The organism is Paenibacillus sp. FSL W7-1332, from assembly GCF_037969785.1.
In the GTDB taxonomy this organism is placed as follows: domain Bacteria; phylum Bacillota; class Bacilli; order Paenibacillales; family Paenibacillaceae; genus Paenibacillus_AQ.
Window position 1 is genome coordinate 1,969,226 of record NZ_CP150209.1, and the last position, 15,672, is coordinate 1,984,897.

At 46.9% G+C, this 15,672-nt stretch carries 18 protein-coding genes and 2 tRNA genes; 14 read left to right on the top strand and 6 right to left on the bottom strand.

The features are described 5' to 3' along the window. The first annotated feature begins 22 nt into the window (after nucleotides 1-22). From MKX98_RS08510 to nrdG, 3 genes are all read left to right on the top strand, one after another. A complete protein-coding gene (locus MKX98_RS08510) occupies nucleotides 23-562 on the top strand; it encodes a PCYCGC motif-containing (lipo)protein (RefSeq protein ID WP_339222571.1) in 540 nt (179 codons plus the stop codon). 232 nt (nucleotides 563-794) lie between these two features. Continuing rightward, on the top strand, nucleotides 795-3,029 hold the full coding sequence (locus MKX98_RS08515; protein ID WP_339222573.1) for an anaerobic ribonucleoside triphosphate reductase: 2,235 nt from the start codon (nucleotides 795-797) through the stop codon (nucleotides 3,027-3,029). Continuing rightward, nucleotides 3,026-3,529 carry an anaerobic ribonucleoside-triphosphate reductase activating protein gene (gene nrdG, locus MKX98_RS08520; protein WP_339222575.1) on the top strand — a complete coding sequence of 168 codons (504 nt, stop codon included), beginning with the start codon at nucleotides 3,026-3,028 and terminating at the stop codon, nucleotides 3,527-3,529. The genes MKX98_RS08515 and nrdG overlap by 4 nt, the downstream gene beginning before the upstream one ends. 73 nt (nucleotides 3,530-3,602) lie before the next feature. Here nrdG and mnmA read toward each other — a convergent pair whose 3' ends face one another. Beyond that, on the bottom strand, nucleotides 3,603-4,712 hold the full coding sequence (gene mnmA, locus MKX98_RS08525) for a tRNA 2-thiouridine(34) synthase MnmA (protein WP_339222577.1): 1,110 nt from the start codon (nucleotides 4,710-4,712) through the stop codon (nucleotides 3,603-3,605). Between the two features lie 298 nt (nucleotides 4,713-5,010). Between mnmA and MKX98_RS08530 the strand changes: the two genes are divergently transcribed. After that, a complete protein-coding gene (locus MKX98_RS08530; RefSeq protein WP_071222772.1) occupies nucleotides 5,011-5,430 on the top strand; it encodes an Rrf2 family transcriptional regulator in 420 nt (139 codons plus the stop codon). Between the two features lie 79 nt (nucleotides 5,431-5,509). On the opposite strand, the gene MKX98_RS08535 is transcribed toward MKX98_RS08530, so the two are convergent. Beyond that, nucleotides 5,510-6,598 carry a tyrosine-type recombinase/integrase gene (locus tag MKX98_RS08535; RefSeq protein WP_339222579.1) on the bottom strand — a complete coding sequence of 363 codons (1,089 nt, stop codon included), beginning with the start codon at nucleotides 6,596-6,598 and terminating at the stop codon, nucleotides 5,510-5,512. Nucleotides 6,599-6,660: 62 nt separating this feature from the next. On the opposite strand from MKX98_RS08535, the gene MKX98_RS08540 reads away from it, so the two are divergent. After that, nucleotides 6,661-7,797, top strand: coding sequence for a DNA polymerase (locus tag MKX98_RS08540; RefSeq protein WP_339222581.1), 1,137 nt, complete (start codon nucleotides 6,661-6,663; stop codon nucleotides 7,795-7,797). Nucleotides 7,798-7,861: 64 nt separating this feature from the next. Here MKX98_RS08540 and MKX98_RS08545 read toward each other — a convergent pair whose 3' ends face one another. Continuing rightward, on the bottom strand, nucleotides 7,862-8,284 hold the full coding sequence (locus MKX98_RS08545) for a hypothetical protein (RefSeq protein WP_339222583.1): 423 nt from the start codon (nucleotides 8,282-8,284) through the stop codon (nucleotides 7,862-7,864). A 207-nt stretch (nucleotides 8,285-8,491) separates the two neighbouring features. On the opposite strand from MKX98_RS08545, the gene MKX98_RS08550 reads away from it, so the two are divergent. Then, nucleotides 8,492-8,623 carry a hypothetical protein gene (locus MKX98_RS08550; RefSeq protein ID WP_339222585.1) on the top strand — a complete coding sequence of 44 codons (132 nt, stop codon included), beginning with the start codon at nucleotides 8,492-8,494 and terminating at the stop codon, nucleotides 8,621-8,623. Nucleotides 8,624-8,670: 47 nt separating this feature from the next. On the opposite strand, the gene MKX98_RS08555 is transcribed toward MKX98_RS08550, so the two are convergent. Then, nucleotides 8,671-9,528 (bottom strand): hypothetical protein, encoded by an 858-nt coding sequence (locus MKX98_RS08555; protein WP_339222587.1) that lies wholly within the window; start codon nucleotides 9,526-9,528, stop codon nucleotides 8,671-8,673. 113 nt (nucleotides 9,529-9,641) lie between these two features. Here MKX98_RS08555 and MKX98_RS08560 point away from each other — a divergent pair, with 113 nt between their 5' ends. The 4 genes from MKX98_RS08560 (at nucleotide 9,642) to MKX98_RS08575 (ending at nucleotide 11,884) form a co-directional block, all read left to right on the top strand. After that, nucleotides 9,642-10,769 carry a hypothetical protein gene (locus tag MKX98_RS08560; protein ID WP_339222589.1) on the top strand — a complete coding sequence of 376 codons (1,128 nt, stop codon included), beginning with the start codon at nucleotides 9,642-9,644 and terminating at the stop codon, nucleotides 10,767-10,769. Nucleotides 10,770-11,357: 588 nt separating this feature from the next. Continuing rightward, nucleotides 11,358-11,446: transfer RNA gene (locus MKX98_RS08565), tRNA-OTHER, on the top strand. Between the two features lie 6 nt (nucleotides 11,447-11,452). Continuing rightward, nucleotides 11,453-11,525, top strand: a tRNA-Pro gene (locus tag MKX98_RS08570). A gap of 113 nt (nucleotides 11,526-11,638) precedes the next feature. Continuing rightward, nucleotides 11,639-11,884, top strand: a complete 246-nt coding sequence (locus MKX98_RS08575; protein ID WP_339222591.1) for a hypothetical protein — start codon at nucleotides 11,639-11,641, stop codon at nucleotides 11,882-11,884. 386 nt (nucleotides 11,885-12,270) lie between these two features. Here the strand turns inward: MKX98_RS08575 and MKX98_RS08580 are convergent, their stop codons facing one another. Beyond that, the gene (locus MKX98_RS08580; protein ID WP_339222593.1) at nucleotides 12,271-12,885 is read right to left on the bottom strand and encodes a hypothetical protein; all 615 of its coding nucleotides are present in this window, start codon (nucleotides 12,883-12,885) and stop codon (nucleotides 12,271-12,273) included. Between the two features lie 291 nt (nucleotides 12,886-13,176). On the opposite strand from MKX98_RS08580, the gene MKX98_RS08585 reads away from it, so the two are divergent. From MKX98_RS08585 to MKX98_RS08595, 3 genes are all read left to right on the top strand, one after another. Continuing rightward, the gene (locus MKX98_RS08585; protein WP_339222595.1) at nucleotides 13,177-13,344 is read left to right on the top strand and encodes a hypothetical protein; all 168 of its coding nucleotides are present in this window, start codon (nucleotides 13,177-13,179) and stop codon (nucleotides 13,342-13,344) included. A gap of 476 nt (nucleotides 13,345-13,820) precedes the next feature. Beyond that, nucleotides 13,821-13,961, top strand: coding sequence for a hypothetical protein (locus MKX98_RS08590; RefSeq protein ID WP_339222597.1), 141 nt, complete (start codon nucleotides 13,821-13,823; stop codon nucleotides 13,959-13,961). 135 nt (nucleotides 13,962-14,096) lie between these two features. Further along, nucleotides 14,097-14,765 (top strand): hypothetical protein, encoded by a 669-nt coding sequence (locus tag MKX98_RS08595; protein ID WP_339222599.1) that lies wholly within the window; start codon nucleotides 14,097-14,099, stop codon nucleotides 14,763-14,765. Between the two features lie 221 nt (nucleotides 14,766-14,986). On the opposite strand, the gene MKX98_RS08600 is transcribed toward MKX98_RS08595, so the two are convergent. After that, nucleotides 14,987-15,253, bottom strand: coding sequence for a hypothetical protein (locus MKX98_RS08600; RefSeq protein ID WP_339224668.1), 267 nt, complete (start codon nucleotides 15,251-15,253; stop codon nucleotides 14,987-14,989). Between MKX98_RS08600 and MKX98_RS08605 the strand changes: the two genes are divergently transcribed. Then, on the top strand, nucleotides 15,168-15,563 hold the full coding sequence (locus MKX98_RS08605; protein ID WP_339224361.1) for a beta-propeller fold lactonase family protein: 396 nt from the start codon (nucleotides 15,168-15,170) through the stop codon (nucleotides 15,561-15,563). The two genes, MKX98_RS08600 and MKX98_RS08605, sit on opposite strands and share 86 nt — an antisense overlap. The last annotated feature ends 109 nt before the right edge of the window (nucleotides 15,564-15,672 follow it).

Genomic DNA, 15,672 nt, shown 5'->3' on the forward strand with positions numbered 1-15,672 from the left:
TATAGTTAAATGGAGGAAACGAATGATGAAAACAGGGAAACAACGGTTTGTCATCCTGCTGCTGTCCGTCGGTCTTATGCTGAGCGGCTGTTCGGGGAAAAGCGCCCAGGAGCAGGTCGAAAGTGGACAGGCAACCGAGGCAGCGCATGAGCATGGACATCAGACGCAGCTGTCCAACGGGGATATCCAGGAGGCGACGGCTTCGATTGATGAGCTGCCTGCCTTTTTGAAGAGCCAGACCAGCGAGCTCCAAACGATCTATGCCTTGTCCGCGCAGGTCAGTGATGTCCTGAAATACATTCCTTGTTACTGCGGCTGTGGGGACAGTGCCGGTCATGAGAGCAACCTGAATTGTTTTATTGATGAGATCCAGGAGGACGGCACCGTGGTGTGGGATGATCATGGCACCCGCTGCGGGGTATGCCTGGACATTGCCGTGGAATCAGCTAAAATGAGCAGCGAGGGCAAAAGTCTGACGGATATTCGGACCGCAATCGACGAAAAATACAGCACAGGTTATGCTAAGCCGACACCAACCCCGCTGCCGCCTGCCGAAAGTTAATTCTACTGTGGTTAAACAAGAAGGTACCCGATGTGATCAATGGTCACTCGAGTGCCTTTTTTCTGTTGGGATTCATGTCCTTTAAGGACGTTATCAGGATTGGCTCATATGCTTCATAGGATCAGCAGACGTGATCTATCTCACAGCATCAAACTATATATGGATGTAAATTGATTAAACGAAACTATATATAGTGTATAAATGATCTGAGAAGAAGGAGTTGATTCGTTTCATGAAAGTCATGAAGAGAGACGGATGCCTGGTGAATTTTGAGATAAGCCGGATTGTGAAGGCAGTGGATAAAGCTTTTATAGCTGTTGAGGGGGTGTCCCGCAAGGAGGCTTCCCTGCAGCTTGGCGAGGAGGTTGCCCGCGTCACCGCGGGGATGGAGCAGGTGAGTGTGGAGGAAATTCAAGATATCGTTGTTGAACAATTGGAAAGCACAGGTTATGCAGCGGCAGCGGCAGCTTATCAACATTACAGGGAGGCCCGTGATCTGGAGCGGATGCGGCGGGGAGAACTCTACAAGATCAGCAGGGATGTGATTGGGGTAACGAATCTGGATCTGCTGCGGGAGAATGCGAATCTGAACGGGGAATCCTTCAGTGGAAAAATGAGTCGGATCGGCTCTGAGTATGCCAAATGGATGGCAAGCAAATTTATCCTGCCCGGAGAGCTCATGAGAGCGGTCAGGGATGGTTATGTGTACGTGCACGACCTGGACCAGTATGCACTCGGTACGACGAACTGTATTTTCATCCCGTTTGACCGTCTATTGGCCAAAGGGTTCAATACCGGTAACGGATCGGTCAGGCCGCCGCAGAGCATCATGACCGCGATGGCGCTGGTGGCCATCATATTTCAATCTCAGCAGAACAGTCAATTCGGCGGCGTGTCCGGAAATAAAATCGATTGGGATCTGGCCCCGTATGTCGGCAAATCGTTTCGCCGGCATTTTCGGAAAGGGCTTGCCTACTTCGGAGAGGTGGAGCAGGGCAAGCATAGACCCAATGTACAAGTTCTTCCCGATAACGAATTATACATAGACAACAAGCAGTTGAAGGACTCTTATCCGCGAATATATCATTACGCATATAACGAAACGGTGAATGAAGTAAAACAGGCCGCGGAATCCCTGATCCATAATTTAAACACGATGAGCAGCCGGGCCGGTGGACAGATCCCTTTCACATCGCTGAACTATGGCATGTGCACGTCAACGGAAGGAAGGCTGGTGTCCCATGCTCTATTGGATGCCACGATGAGAGGACTCGGCGGGGGAGAGACGCCGATATTTCCGCAGCATATTTTCCAGTGCAAGCAAGGGGTTAACCAGGCGGAAGGGGAGCCCAATTACGATCTGTTCCTGAAAGCCGTTGAGTGCTCAAGCCGCAGGCTCTACCCGAACTTTGTCAACGTGGATGCGTCGTTTAATCTGGTCTACTATAAGCCGGACGAGCCAGACACGATTATTGCCACCATGGGCTGCAGGACACGGACGATTTCAGACCGGTTCGGGCGAAACCGCCTGAGCGGAAAAGGCAATTTGTCCTTCAATACGATCAATCTGGTTCGTCTCGGCATCGAGCATGGCATCATCGAAGGCAAGCGGGATATGCCCGACCTGAGCCTCTTCTACGAGCAGCTGGATCAGTATATGACGATTGCGGTAGAGGGTTTGGTTCACCGCTACGAGCTGCAGGCGGACCAACCGGCCAAAGCGTCCGATTTTATGATGCGGGAAGGCGTGTGGGAAGGCGGCGAAGACCTGTCCCCGGAGGACAAGGTACGCGAACTGATTAAGCACGGCACTCTGGCACTTGGATTCATTGGGCTTGCAGAATGCCTGAAGGCGTTGACCGGACTGCATCACGGAGAGGATGAGAACAGCCGCAGGCTGGGAATCGAAATCATCCGACATATGCGTCAATTCTGCGATGCGGCCAGTGAAAAATACGATCTGAACATTACGTTGTTTGCCACGCCGGCAGAAGGGCTGTCCGGAAAATTCACGAAGCTGGACCGGCAAACCTTCGGTGTGATCGAGGGTGTGACAGACCGTGAGTACTATACGAACTCGTTTCATGTTCCGGTGTACTATCCGATGGCCGCGTACCGCAAAATCCGTTCCGAAGCTCCTTTCCATGAGCTGTGTAATGCAGGAGCGATTTCATATGTGGAGCTCGACGGCAATGCCCGGCAGAATACGGCTGCTTTTCGGGACATCGTGCAGTTTGCCCTGATGCAGAACATTGGATATTTCTCCGTAAACCATCCTGTCGACCGTTGTCCGGCATGCAACTACGAAGGGATCATCGGAAGCTCTTGCCCAGGATGCGGCGCTACAGAAGACAATGGGAACTTCCAGCGGCTGCGGAGGGTGACGGGATACCTAACGGGCAATTATACGGAGCGCTTCAATTCGGCCAAGCAGGCTGAGGTCAGGGATCGGGTGAAGCATCTGTGAATGTGTGCGGATATATCCCCGAGAGCATTAATGAAGGCCCAGGACTTCGGGCAGTTCTATTCGTGAGCGGCTGCCGTCATGGCTGCGCCGGATGCTTTAATACGGATTCCTGGGACTTTGGAGCGGGGGAGCCGTTTACAGAAGAATTGTCCGCGTCCATACTGCAGGATATCGTCGACAACCCTTTGCTGGATGGCGTGACCTTATGCGGTGGAGACCCGTTCTTCTCGCCGGAGGAATGCGCGGCGTTTGTAAGCAAGCTCAGGACCCTCTGTCAAGGGAAAAGCATATGGGCCTACACGGGCTTCACCTTTGAAGCGCTGATGAGGCAGCCGAAGCTGCGCGAATTGGCAAAACAGTGCGACGTTATCGTGGATGGCAAATTCCAGTTGGAGCTAAGGGATGTCTCGCTTCCCTTCCGAGGCAGCTCGAATCAGCGTTTCATTGACGTATCCGCCAGCCTGGAACGCGGAGAAACGGTAGAATATGTTCTTCGCTAACATGTAAAAAAAGAGCACACACTTTACGGAATCTTCCGTGTGAAGTGTGTGCTCTTTCGTTTAAGCCAGCGGATTAATAAGGAACTTTATCCGCCGTTTCGATCGTTCCGCCGCCAAGGCATTCGTCCCCTTGGTAGAAGACAACGGCTTGGCCCGGCGTGATTGCTTTTTGCGGCTTCGCAAACGCGACATGAACGGTTCCGTCTTCGCGCGGCGTTATCGTTACTTCCTGGTCCGGCTGACGGTAGCGGAATTTCGCGGTGCAGGTGTAGGCGTTTTTGGGCATAGCGTCTTGTCCTGCAATCCAGTTCATTCCGGAGGCAACGAGTCCGGTTGAATACAAACACGGATGATCGCCTTGAACAACGTACAAAATATTGTTAGTCAAATCCTTGTCGGCAACAAACCAAGGCTCTCCTGAGCCTGAGCCGCCAATGCCGAGACCTTGGCGTTGTCCCAGCGTGTAGTACATCAGGCCATCATGGCGGCCTTTCACCTCACCAGTGACAATGTCCACCATATCGCCGGATTGGGCGGGGAGGTATTGTCCAAGAAATTCTTTGAAATTCCGTTCGCCGATGAAACAAACGCCGGTGCTGTCTTTTTTCTTGGCTGTATACAGTCCGGCTTCTTCGGCGAGTCGGCGAACTTCCGGTTTCGGCAGATGCCCGATCGGGAACATCGCCTTGGAGAGCTGCTCTTGGCTCAGCGCATTGAGGAAGTAGGTTTGATCCTTGTTGCTGTCGACGCCGCGCAGCAGCCGGTACTGTCCGTCTTCTTCGATGACGCGGGCGTAATGGCCGGTAGCGACATAGTCGGCTCCCAGATCCATGGCCTTGTTCAGAAATTCGCCGAATTTGATTTCACGGTTGCACATGACATCGGGGTTCGGCGTTCTCCCAGCTTTATATTCATCGAGGAAATAGGTAAATACTTTATCGAAGTATTCCTTCTCGAAATTGACGGTATAGTAGGGAATGTCGAGCTGCTCGCACACGCGGCGCACGTCTTCAGCGTCCGCTTCAGCTGTGCAGTAGCCAAGCTCATCGGTATCATCCCAGTTTTTCATAAAGATGCCGATCACTTCATAGCCCTGCTGTTTGAGCAGGAGCGCTGTTACGGAGGAGTCGACTCCTCCCGACATGCCGACAACGATACGAGTGTTATGTTTTTCTTTTGACATCGTTATCACCATTTTCATATTGAATTGTGCCCATGGAGGTATTTTAACATATTGGAACAAGGTTCACACGTTTCATTTTGTCCACTCAGGGTGAACATTTTTCAATCTTTCCAGCTGGAATATTACCCATTGAGGTCCAGGATATGTTACCATAAGCTGAGGGTAATGATCGGAATACGGAGAAAAATACAGGATAAGCTGCTTCACACGTAGATTACGCCGTATTTATCGCTCACCCGCCACCTACAATTCATTACAGTATGGACATAATATACAATTACCGAAAGAGGTGTCACCTTTGAAGATATCAACAAAAGGAAGATACGGATTAACCATTATGATGGAGCTGGCCGCCAGGTTTGGTGAAGGGCCGACTTCGCTGAAGAGCATTGCCGAGAAGAACCAGCTGTCGGAACATTATCTTGAGCAGCTGATCGCACCGCTGCGGAATGCGGGGCTGGTCAAAAGCATCCGCGGCGCATACGGAGGCTATATCCTGTCCCGTGATCCGGCATCCATAACGGCCGGGGACGTCATCCGCGTACTGGAAGGACCGATATCCCCTGTGGACTTCACGGAAGAGGACGATCCGGCGAAGCGGGATCTGTGGCTGCGCATCCGCGACAGCATTGCTGAAGTGCTGGATTCCACGACGCTGGATTATCTGATCAACTATCAGGAACAGTCTGCTGCAGACAACTATATGTTCTATATTTGACAGGGATTAGAAATCCCGGGTATTCAAAGGGATTGAGAGTTACTAAGGAAAAGCGTTACCCACAAGTTACCCACAAAGCTTAACTGTTAATAGCCCATTCAAAATCGTCTGCAATTGTTAGCTGGCGATTTTGGGTGACGTGCAGATAAATAAGTGTTGTGGTTTTTGAGTTGCCTTTATGTCCTATTCTTGCTTGGATCTCCGGGAGGCTTACTTTTGGATTGGATGCCAGCAATGAGACGTGAGTATGTCTTAAACTATGAGGTGTGAGGCTGGTCGGCAGATCAGCTTCTTTTAGTACTCGACGCATTATCTTAGGTATTGTGGTGATTGGGATCGGATATCCTGGAAACTCACTACTCCAAAAAACAAAATTATCATTTGGATTAAACTCTTTTGCGGATAGTTTCTCCGTTCGTTGCCAGCTTCTTAAAACTTCAAGGGCTTTGGCAACAGTATCCCCGTAACTTACCAATCGCTCGCTCTGATCATTTTTGGGCGGTCCGAATGAGTATTCTCGGACGTTGTCTCCTTCGAGCTGCTTATTCACATCGATCGTACGGCGCTCAGCGTCGATATCCTCCCACTGTAACCCTGCTGCTTCGCTTATACGAAGTCCGGTATAGGCTAACACCAGGAACAATGCCCATAAATTTGGAGAAATCATAAAACGGGCTACCTCTAAGAATCTTTTTAACTGGTTCTTCTCTAAAAATTTGGGAAGGACCTGTCTTTTTTCTCCGATTTTTCGAGGAGCCTTCTTTTCCTTTGGAATCACTGCGTCAGCGGTAGGATCCTCTGTAATTAATTTGTTCCGTTTCGCATGCGTGAACATAAGACTGGCAACAGTGTTAATGGTGATAATTGTATTTCGTTTTCTCCCTTCCTCTTTCAGCTTATACAAAAAAGCCTGATATTCGCTCATAGTTACGTCCCGAAGTATAAATGCCCCGAAGTGTTCGAGAATTACGCCTAAAGCAAATTCTCTATTTTTAATAGTCTTTTTTCTCGGTTCCCGCTCGATGATGTATTCTTTCAACCATACTTTGCTCCAAGCATTTACGGTTAAGTTCGTTTCGTATTTCAGCGTTTTTTGGATTTTTCGAGCCTGAATAAGAATGCCAAAATCAACTGCTTCTTGAACAGTCTCGAAACGAGGCGACTCCATTTGCTTGGTTGTTTTTGTCTCCTTACCGTTTATAACCTTAGTGGTTGGGACCCGGTAACGGTATGTGTATTTCCCGTCCTTTTCAGGCCTGGGTGGAGGAAGAGGAAGGGATCCAGATCGAAGGCTTAACCAAAGACACTATACCGGGGCTGATCAAGGAAGCGAAGAGCAAAAAAGTTAAAACAATGCTAAAGCTTCGGCAGCAGTTGTCCAAAACATCTGTGAAGAAATACGAAGCTATGCAGCGTGCACGCTGCCAGGATGGCCGAGCTAGGGGGTTATTTCAGTTCTACGGGGCTAACCGGACGGGGCGCTGGGCGGGAAGGCTGGTGCAGGTGCAGAACCTACCGCAAAACAAATTACCAGACTTGGAGCTTGCGAGAAATCTCCTGCTGGCCGGGGATTATGAGCTGCTGGAAATGCTGTTTGGCGCTCCGCCATTTGTCCTTTCTCAGCTGATCCGGACGGCCTTCATACCTTCACCTAAATGCCGTTTTAGTGTCTCAGACTTTGCAGCCATAGAGGCGCGGGTAATAGCCTGGCTGGCGGGTGAGACCTGGCGACTGGAGGTATTTAATACCCACGGCAAGATTTATGAGGCATCGGCGGCGCAGATGTTCCACTTGACCCTTGAAGAGATCACCAAGGACCTATGGCAAAAAGGGAAGATCTCAGAGCTTGCACTGGGTTACGGTGGCGCTGTTGGTGCTCTGGAGCAGATGGGGGCCCTCAAGATGGGGCTTTCTCAAGACGAGCTGCCACCACTCGTTAAGACATGGCGTGCAGCTAATCCAAAGATTACACAGCTTTGGTGGGACGTGGACAGGGCAGCCATGACGGCTGTCCAGGAGCGAAGAACGATCAAGCTGCAGTACGGTCTGACATTTTACTGCGAAGGCTGCTATCTGTTTATCCGTCTGCCATCCGGTCGGCGCTTGGCCTACGTAAACCCTCGGATCGTTGATGGGAAATTTGATAAGCCGGCATTGATCTATGACGGCGTGGACCAGACAAAGAAGACATGGGGCAAGATTGACACCTACGGTCCAAAGCTAGTCGAGAACATTGTGCAGGCGATCAGCCGAGACTGTCTGGCCGTGAGCATGCTTCGCTTAGATGTTGCAGGCTTTGAAACTCGGATGCATGTCCACGATGAGGTCATTGTCGATGAGCCGTACGATAATGGCAGGGACTCCTAATGGGCGCCTGGGCTTCCACTTCGTGCCGAGGCATTCGAGACGGACTTTTATAAGAAGGATTAAGTCATTTGCCGTTAACGATACGCTCTATAGATCGATTTCTAGCAATTATCCTTGGGTCGTGATCATCAAGAACGTTAACAATTTCCTCGACAGGGGTATCAATCATGGCTATGAAATTTTTGAAATTACTTCTGTCTGCGAAACGTTTATCATGATCGTCGATATCGGCTACTTTAACGAAGGCCACTTTATTAAATCTTCCGTTTGTATTTTCTCTTTCAAAAAGTTCAGCTAGACGTCGACTGTAATCTTTTGTAGCAGAAACATAAAGAAATTTCTTAGCTTCATCCAGTAAGAGCATTATACCTTGTTTATTATCACTAAATTTATTTACGGGTAATTCGTCGCTCCACTTAAGTTCTTGAATTAGGCCTAATTGATTTTTCAACATCAAGTAATAATCGGTTTTAGAAATGTAATCCATCTGGCACTCTCCATTCAAAATTAGTTAGCTATCACTTAAAATGTTCGACAATATTTGCCAATATCCTTCATCAAGGAGGTAAGCTCCATGCATGATCCAGATCCGTATTTTCAAGATATCCCCTGGGATTTGTTATATGAACGGTGAGCTGATCGGCGAGGTCTATGTGACCTTGCCGGATTCGCCGCCTTCAAGGAGGAAAGCTTTATGAAATGGGAAGCTTTTGAGTGTGACGAATGCCATCAACGATTTGCTCTTGAGCCGAAACTGGACGATGAGATCGAAGAGCCTTTATGCCCAGAATGCGGCAGTTACTATAGCAGCTTGTTGAAGTGTTGATTGGCGGGCGTGGTTACCACGCCAATCAACTACCGAACATAAACTGATTAAGTATCCTTCGGTTTATCACTCCCATATTCATCTACGAGTCGTTGTAATGCAGCACGAATCTCATAGTCTTTTGCATTGAATCCCATCTTATTAAGCTCGTCCTTTATAACTGGTATTAGCTCATTCACGGAGAGTTTATCGATTGAGTTATCTACTAAAAGTTTTCTCAAGACCTCAACCATTGCATCGAACATTCTTGAGGTAGGCTTAAATATTGTTTTAAAGTTCGAATGATGAATATTATAAGATTTCGAACGAGAATCTGAGGCTTTAAGTTCATTAATATCAACTTGTATATCCTGTAGAGTTCTAATAATAAACTCATTCGGCGATACTTCATCTTCTTTTAGTGAGGATACTCTAAAAGTACCAAAGCTCTTTAAGAATGGGGAATGATTAGGATCTTTAAGCGAATCTTCAAACGTTGATTTTACCTTTTGGGCAAGTTGCTCTTTAAAATCAACAATTGCTTTATATCTTAGATCTCTCGGGTACTGTAGGTGTTCAATGACTCCGGTATCAAATGCATATCCCGTCTGATCATCTTTAATAATTACAGTTGGTTTGTCGAAAGCGAGTCGCATACCTAGCTCAAACATGACATTAGGGTTCTTGCAACTAACATCACAAATAACAATATCTGATGTATAGAGGCCTTCAACAATACGTTTATGTATAAGTCCAGTACTGTCTCCTTCACTTACAATTTTAGGATTTGTATCGTAATCTGACAAGCTAGCAAGCGATTCAGTAATGATTCTTTTTACGTCAATCCAGTGCTCAGCGGTACAGCTGTCGATTGGTGCAATTGGCATGACGAGTCCAACATTTAGGAACTTTTTCTCTTTCGTCATAATACCCTCCTGGTTTATAAGAACTAGGAATATTATACCATTACTACAGTTTAATAATCTTTGAGAAATCGATTTTACAAAATAATATTTTTGAAGTTAGTTGAGGTGGCATCATGCAGGAACTGGACATTAGCTTCGGCAAGCACCGGGCTGATACGAACTGGAAAACTGAATATTTGACCTGGGATGAGTTCGTGGACCGGCTGCGGAAGGTCCGGCGGACAGCAGAGACGATGGCCCAGTACGACAAGATGAACAATGTCTCCCGCGGTATGGTGAAGGATGGGCCCGCTTTTGTTGGCGGGCTTGTCCGCACAGGGCGTCGGAAAAAGGAGAATGTCGATAGCCGGAGCTTGATTACCGTGGATGTCGATAGTGGAGACGATGATTTTTTATTTTCGGCTGAGCTTGTGCTGGGAGGGACGGCCTATGTTATTTATTCCACGCATAGCCATCGGCCGGAGAAGCCGAAATACCGCCTGATCATTCCAGCAGATCGGAATATGAGCCCGGATGAGTACGCAGCCGTCAGCCGGAAGCTTTCGGAGCAGATCGGAATGGAGTATTTTGACAAGACCACGTTTGACGTCCACCGGCTTATGTACCTGCCGAGCTGCAGCAAGGACGCGTATCCGGTCTTGGAAGTTTTCGAGGGGGAACCGCTCTCTGTGGATCGGATCCTAGACGACTATGACGATTGGCATGACGTGATGGCTTGGCCGCGGCACCCAGAGGATAAATCTCCTGCTCAGCTAGCAGCCAAGAGAGCGCAGGATTCTCGGGAGAAGTTCGGGACCATAGGCCTCTTCTGCCGGGCATTCACCATTGAAGAAGGCATAGAAACCTTTTTAGCTGATGTTTACGAAAAGGGCTCGATGCCGGATCGGTACACATACACCAAGGGCTCGAGCGGTAACGGTCTAGAAGTCTATCCGGATCAGGATCTCGCATTCTCCCATCAGGACAGTGATCCAATCGCATACGGACGCACTTATAATCTTTTTGACCTTGTACGAGTTCATAAATTCAGCCATCTGGACGAACGAGTGAAAGAGCATACGCCAGACGTTAAGAAGCCGAGTCACATGGCTATGGAGCAATGGGCAATACAACGGCCGGAGGTTAAACGCCTGGCCGCTATTGAGAAGCAAGCCGATTTCGCTGAGATGGCTGCTGCTTTTGATGATGAAGACAGCAGCCCCGACGACCCGGAGGATGACAGCTGGACGGAGAATCTTTAGAGGCACCATAAAGGCGGTGAGCTGCTGCCGACTGCCGGGAACGTCGAACTGATTCTGACGTACGGCCTTTGGCGCGGAACACTTGCCTATGACGCTTTTGGTAATACAGAGGTTATTCGGCACTCGCTGCCGTGGCGTGAACAGGAACGTCTGGGACGCTCCTATGAGCCTTGGCTGGGTGCTGATGATAAACGGCTCCAGCATTGGTTTGCCAAGGTACATGGCATCAATTCAGCCAAGACTATACAGAATGCCTTTACCGAGGTGGTTCATCGTAATACGTTCCATCCGATCAAGTCCTATGTCGAAAGCGCCGTATGGGACGGCCTGCCGCGGGCATTACACCAGGCAGGCGACACGGAAGATGCTGCTGGCTGCCGTCTCAAGGGTGTAAAGACGCGATCAGCTAGGACTTTCATGTCGTCAGGCGGTCGGGTCTTATCATCATACTTTTATCATACTAAATGCGAACTAAGTTGGAACGTTACACCTGACTTTTTGTGGTATTCTTGTAACAATCAAAAATTTAAGGATGCGTCGGCAATGGACCAAACGAGCCGTTAGGCGGCCGTCTCTTTTTAAATGTTCACCGACATAGCTCGACGGTAAGAGCGCTGCGGGGCCCCTGTCAAAACAGAGAGCAGAGGATCCAGGTTCAAATCCTGGGGTCGGTGCCATTATTTCCGGATGTGGTGTAGCTGGGTAGCACGCTTGCCTTGGGAGTAAGTAGTGTGGGTTCAAATCCTGCCGTTCGGATTATTCGTATCTTTTTCATCTCCCCCTTTTGCCGTCTCGGATCGAGGCGGTATTTTCTTTGCAGGAAATATATCCCTTTATGTCGAAATTTGATATCTGGGGGGTGAGAAAGTATGGAATTTTTAGTTGATCTTGAATTTATTTCAGGTGATAGAGCTACAAAGGAGATTATAGGGCAGGATGAAAATCAAATCATTGACCATATTCTGGGGAATAATTGGTTTATGTTTGATGATGGTGAGTACATTAATATGAACCATGTCAAATCTTTCAAAGTAGTTTCTAAACAACAAAGAAGAGAAGAAGAAGAGCAATTTGCAAAAGACACTCAAGCAATGATTAATAGTCTCAGTTTTTAAAGCATCCTAACGGGTGCTTTTTATTTTACATAAAGGAGCTGAGCGCGATGGATCTGAAAACTATTCAGAAAGCCTTTGAGGCAGTTCAACGAGCTTTGAAGCCGATCGTCGAGGCGATCACCCGACTGTGGAAAACATTTAAGACTTGGGTGTCTGAATGTCCACACATAGTCAAGCTGTTTCGGAGGGAACAAACGAGAAATTGTAATCGAGCCGGGGTGAGATCGCTGTTTCAGGCTCAGCCGAAAATGAAAGTGTATCACAGTCAGGTCTCAAGTCGACATGTTCGGCAGGTGGCCCGTAGCAGCTGTTAATAATCAAAACCAACACAACGCCGGGGGTGGTGATTGTGTACTTGCCTTGGAGTAAGTAGTGTGGGTTCAAAACTACCGTTTTAACCGTCTGTTTAGGCGATTTTCCCTGTGTAGTTGTTGGTTTTTCTTTATCTCTATGGCTTCCTCTTTGATTCGAAGAGTTTCTTCTTTGATTCGAAGGGCTTCTTCAATTGCTGCGAAATGAATATTTATTGGTTCTTCGATATAAATTTGAGATGAGAAGTCAATAAGCGAAACTAACAGAATGACCAATAAAATCACTCCGGTTGGCAAGAGAATAGACATCATGTGTTCAGCTAATAAATCTTTTGAGAAAATAGCATACACAGCTATAACGACAGAGAAAACAGGCAGACAAGATGTCAGAAGAAAACTTATTAATGATTTCTCTCGTAGTCCACTTATTCTCGACTTCAACTCGTATCTCATTTCTTTTAGGGTATCAGAATCATATGTAAGATAATGCGCTAGCATGATCTTTTTTTCTTTAGATAATTGAAAATCTGATTCAGCATAATTTTCGTCTTGAACGTATGACTTTTTGAACTTTTTATAAGATGATATAAATTTCTTTTGAAACCAAAGGTATTTTGCGAATTCTACCCAGAAAAGAGCGGTTAACGCTAATGCAAGTGCTATTACAGCAAAGATACCCGCAAAGATCATCAAAAATCCCCCTATTTTTTATTTACGAAGTATATACGAGGGTTAAGTTTCTTGGTTCCAATATCATCAAATTATTAAGGAGTGATATCATGGCAGGAGGGCGGAAAAGTAAATACCATACACACGTTGAACCCAAGCTCCTGCTGATCGAGGCATGGGCGCGAGACGGTCTAACAATTGAGCAAATAGCCGAGAAGTTGGGTGTAGCAAACTCAACTTTTTTTGATTACAAAAACAAATACCCGGAGTTATCGGAGGTCTTAAAAAAAGGGTCAAGAAATCGCTGACGTCATGGTCGAGAACGCACTGTTTAAGCGGGCTACAGGCTATCGATATGACGAAGTAACCAAAGAGGCTGCCAGAGAGCTTGACGAGGAAAGCGGCGAATACAAGACGGTTATGACGGAGACCAAGCGCGTGACTAAAGTCAACGCAGAGCTAGCAGCACTTGAAAAATAACATATCATATCAATGGGTCTCATCATTCTGATGGGACCTTTTTGATTTAGGGAAATGAGGTGAGAGATAGAAAAAGAGAACTTAACATGGGAAGAAGCAACCACCCAAGAAGTAACTTGGGGGGCTGCTCAGGACACTACTTGGAATTAATCAAACGGTTGATGTCTTCCATAATTTTTTTGTTGTTCTCAAGGATCGCTTCTGCAATCGCAGTTCTTGTTCCTTCGGCACTAATTGTAAGATGCCCATCAATATGCTTTTTAAGAACTGTGTCCAATTCCTCGAATGTGAGTCCGATAGTATCTATTTTAAAAACCTCCCTTCTCTCGAAAATAGGCCCAACATCCTACATTTCGACAATAAGGGAGGTTTTACCTTTTAATAAAGGCAGGTGAATACCTTTGGCCCAAGTACAATCTGTCATCCGCTGTGAGATCGATCCGACTAAGCCGGTACCAGAGATCTGAGCGGTGATTATGTCCGTAATTCCCTACCATCCCGGTCAGGAAGAAGCCATCCTGCTTGGGATTAAAGAAGCCGTCGAACAGAGGCTAGTCCATTTGAAAGGAGCTGAAGCACAGCATGGCGAACCGATACGCAAATCTGGTCGGGGCTAAGAAGATCAGTGAAGACTTTAATAACATTAACATCGGCTTTGATCGAGTACAGGAAGAAATGGACGCCAATAAGGGCGTGGCTGACACTCATATCAAAAATGCTGATATCCATGTGACCGTAGCCAAGAAATCTGAATGGGACAGCAAGGTAACGGCAACTTACAAGGTCAAGTGGATACTCATATTGCTGATAAGGTTGCGCACCTTACCAAGCAGGAGCATGACAAGTTAACCGAGTTGAAAGAAGGAGGGGAACCTAACCAGAACGCATTTGCTCGGGTTAACGGGCTGGAAGCCGTAACTACATCTGATGAATTTACTATCGTTGGCGATGTTGGGGTTGACGTAACAACGAACCCTTTGGATAAATCAATCCACCTTACTGTAAATGGAGAATCCACACCAGGTAAGCACGGGGTAACACATGACATTGGCGGCTCCGACCCGATCCCGGGACTAGCCCAAGCGGTGATCGATGCAACCGACGCTAAAACAAAAGCGACGCAAGCGTTAGCAGTGGTAAATGCTGCAGAAACCCCAACGGGAGCGCAGGACAAATGTAAGGCAGCCCGGGTATGCTACAACGGCCGGTACAGCATCAGCTTACATTGTGACACTCGACCCGATACCTACCGTGCTGGCAGATGGGTTCGGGATTACTATCGTGCCTCATATGGATCAACGCTTAATGTCAACAGTATGGGGGCAACTTCACTCAAAAAAAAGGATGGTACTGTTTATGCTACAGGTGATTTATTGGCGGGTAAACCGTACTCTTTCCGCAAAATTGGACCGGATTTTTAGTCGATAGTAGCTGTGAGGAGGTGATTATACAAGGACAGGTTGAGGATAATGTTGAATATGCCGAAAACATCGAAAAAAATAGTCCGATTGTTGTTCGTAAGTCAGGAGATACATTCACAAAACTCCCAAACCCCGATACACTACCTAGAAGAGCTGCATATATGCTAGTTTTACATCGGATGGGAAATATTTAGCTGTTGCAAACTATGGAAACCCTAGCGTTACAATCTATAAACGCTCGGGAGATGTTTTTTTACAAAACTTCCTGATCCTGTTTCTTTACCAGATGGCGGTGCATCAGCTGTTGAATTTTCAGGGGGATGGGATTTATCTGGCTGTTTCCCCTTATGGTCAGATATTGTCACAATATTTAAGCGTTCAGGAGATACCTTTACAAAATTGGTGGATATTGCAACATCTTTTCCTTCTGTTAATTCGTATATAAATTTAAGGTTTTCTCCAGATGGCGTATACTTAGTTATGATCAATAATGAACGACCATTCCTAGAAATATACAAGCGCTCTGGGGATAGCTTTACAAAGCTAAATAATCTATCACATATGCCCTCTTATAGCAATAACCCATATAATGCTGACTTTTCTCCAGATGGGGTATACCTAGCAATTGCAAATGAAGGTTCTCCAAGACTAATAATTTATAAGCGTTCAGGAGATTCTTTCACAAAGCTTCCAAACCCTACTGTACCACCACTAAGAGTAAATGGCTTGGCTTTTTCCCTCGATGGAAATTACTTAGTTGCTGCAACGCAGGAATCGCCCTATATTTCTATGATATAAAACATTAATGCAGGCATTTAATATACGAAATGTCGCAGATTTAAACTCAAGATCAGATACAACTATGATCGGTTACGCTAAGGAACCGGGAAAAGTAGGAGAAACAAAA

Bases quoted from the DNA above. Each gene is read 5' to 3' on its own strand.
- MKX98_RS08510 (WP_339222571.1), top strand. From the start codon at position 23: ATGATGAAAACAGGGAAACAACGGTTTGTCATCCTGCTGCTGTCCGTC.
- MKX98_RS08515 (WP_339222573.1), top strand. From the start codon at position 795: ATGAAAGTCATGAAGAGAGACGGATGCCTGGTGAATTTTGAGATAAGC.
- mnmA (WP_339222577.1), bottom strand. From the start codon at position 4,712: ATGTCAAAAGAAAAACATAACACTCGTATCGTTGTCGGCATGTCGGGA.
- MKX98_RS08535 (WP_339222579.1), bottom strand. From the start codon at position 6,598: ATGGAGTCGCCTCGTTTCGAGACTGTTCAAGAAGCAGTTGATTTTGGC.
- MKX98_RS08540 (WP_339222581.1), top strand. From the start codon at position 6,661: ATGTGTATTTCCCGTCCTTTTCAGGCCTGGGTGGAGGAAGAGGAAGGG.
- MKX98_RS08545 (WP_339222583.1), bottom strand. From the start codon at position 8,284: ATGGATTACATTTCTAAAACCGATTATTACTTGATGTTGAAAAATCAA.
- MKX98_RS08550 (WP_339222585.1), top strand. From the start codon at position 8,492: ATGAAATGGGAAGCTTTTGAGTGTGACGAATGCCATCAACGATTTGCT.
- MKX98_RS08555 (WP_339222587.1), bottom strand. From the start codon at position 9,528: ATGACGAAAGAGAAAAAGTTCCTAAATGTTGGACTCGTCATGCCAATT.
- MKX98_RS08560 (WP_339222589.1), top strand. From the start codon at position 9,642: ATGCAGGAACTGGACATTAGCTTCGGCAAGCACCGGGCTGATACGAAC.
- MKX98_RS08575 (WP_339222591.1), top strand. From the start codon at position 11,639: ATGGAATTTTTAGTTGATCTTGAATTTATTTCAGGTGATAGAGCTACA.
- MKX98_RS08580 (WP_339222593.1), bottom strand. From the start codon at position 12,885: ATGATCTTTGCGGGTATCTTTGCTGTAATAGCACTTGCATTAGCGTTA.
- MKX98_RS08585 (WP_339222595.1), top strand. From the start codon at position 13,177: ATGGTCGAGAACGCACTGTTTAAGCGGGCTACAGGCTATCGATATGAC.
- MKX98_RS08590 (WP_339222597.1), top strand. From the start codon at position 13,821: ATGTCCGTAATTCCCTACCATCCCGGTCAGGAAGAAGCCATCCTGCTT.
- MKX98_RS08595 (WP_339222599.1), top strand. From the start codon at position 14,097: ATGGGACAGCAAGGTAACGGCAACTTACAAGGTCAAGTGGATACTCAT.